2 protein-coding genes are annotated in these 1397 nt (G+C 63.4%); both read left to right on the top strand.

The window, feature by feature from the left end:
- Window positions 1–54: 54 nt before the first annotated feature.
- Window positions 55–819, top strand: coding sequence for an IclR family transcriptional regulator (locus tag F6S12_RS31735; RefSeq protein ID WP_011061859.1), 765 nt, complete (start codon window positions 55–57; stop codon window positions 817–819).
- Between the two features lie 47 nt (window positions 820–866).
- On the top strand, window positions 867–1397 hold a 531-nt coding region (locus tag F6S12_RS31730), incomplete at its 3' end, for an alanine racemase (RefSeq protein ID WP_315869857.1).

The following is a 1397-nucleotide window of genomic DNA, read 5'->3' as shown; positions in this document are numbered from 1 at the left end:
GGCCTCTTCGCCGGCAAGCCGGTTCCTACGGGTCGATAGAGGGGGCGCAGGTAGATGAGCGAAGACAACATCAAGCGTCGGGCCAAGGGCCTGGATCGGGCGTTCGATATTCTCGATTTCCTCAAGGAGGTCGGCCAGCCGTTGCGGCCCAACGATATCGCCAAGGGCATTGGCGGCCCCAAGTCCACGGTCTATGAGTTGGTGGCTTCCCTGCTGGAGCGGCGGGTACTGGAACCGGTGGGCCAGGAGGGGCATGTGTACCTGGGCCGCCAGTTGTACTTTCTCGGCCAGGCCCATTTGCGCCATTTCGACCTGAGCCGCGAGGCCGATCAGGCCTTGCAGGAAATCGTCCGCCAGACCCAGGAAACCGCGCAGATGTGCCTGCTCAACGGGCGCAAATACACGGTGGCGCTGATGAAGGAGGGCGAGCGGCACTTCCGCATTTCCTCGAATATCGGCGAGAACGCGCCGATTCCCTGGACCGCTTCCGGGCGGTTGCTGTTGGGGCATTTGAGCGATGGGCAGATTGTCGACCTGATCGATGAACGGGACTTCGTTCTGCCCGACGGTGAGCGTCTGCCCTTGGAGACGTTTCTCAAGCAAATCCGCCAGGCCACCGAGGATGGGTTCTTTTCCTTCGACAGCGTGGCCGACACCTTTACCCATTGTTTTGCCGCACCGGTGCGCGATGAGCACGGCGTGTGCATCTGCACGCTCTGCATCGTCGCGCCCAGGGCCGATGCCCAGCGCAATTACCAGCAATATCGCCGGGTGCTGATCGACAGCGCCAACCGTCTGGCCCGGCGTATCAACGATTGATGACTGTTTCGCGGCTGTGCGCAGCTGCCTTGATAAGGAGTGCCAAGATGTCTTCCGTATTGAACCTGCCACTGGTGGAAAAGGGCGCCGCTGCCCAGGGCGCGAGCCTGTTGCAAGACGTCAGCCTGCCGGCCCTGGTGCTGCACCGCGAGGCCCTGGAACACAACATCCGCTGGATGCAGAAGTTCGTCAGTGACAGCGGTGCCGAGCTGGCGCCCCACGGCAAGACCAGCATGATGCCCGCGCTGTTTCAGCGGCAGTTGGACGCCGGCGCCTGGGGCATCACCCTGGCCACTGCGGTACAGACTCGCGCTGCCTATGCCCATGGCGCGCGCCGGGTGTTGATGGCCAACCAGTTGGTGGGGGTGCCGAACATGGCGCTGATCGCCGAGCTGCTGGCGGACCCGGATTTCGATTTCTATTGCATGGTCGATCACCCGGACAGCGTCGCCGACCTGGGGGCGTTTTTCGCCCAGCGTGGGGTCACGCTCAAGGTGATGATCGAGTACGGCGTGGTCGGTGGGCGTTGCGGTTGCCGCACCGAGCAGGAGGTGCTGGCCCTGGCCAAGGCGATCCAG

The sequence above is a fragment of the Pseudomonas sp. JV245A genome, assembly GCF_032424515.1.
Taxonomy (GTDB): domain Bacteria; phylum Pseudomonadota; class Gammaproteobacteria; order Pseudomonadales; family Pseudomonadaceae; genus Aquipseudomonas; species Aquipseudomonas protegens.
Note: the sequence above shows the minus strand (reverse complement) of the source record. Positions and strands in the feature narration are given on the sequence as shown.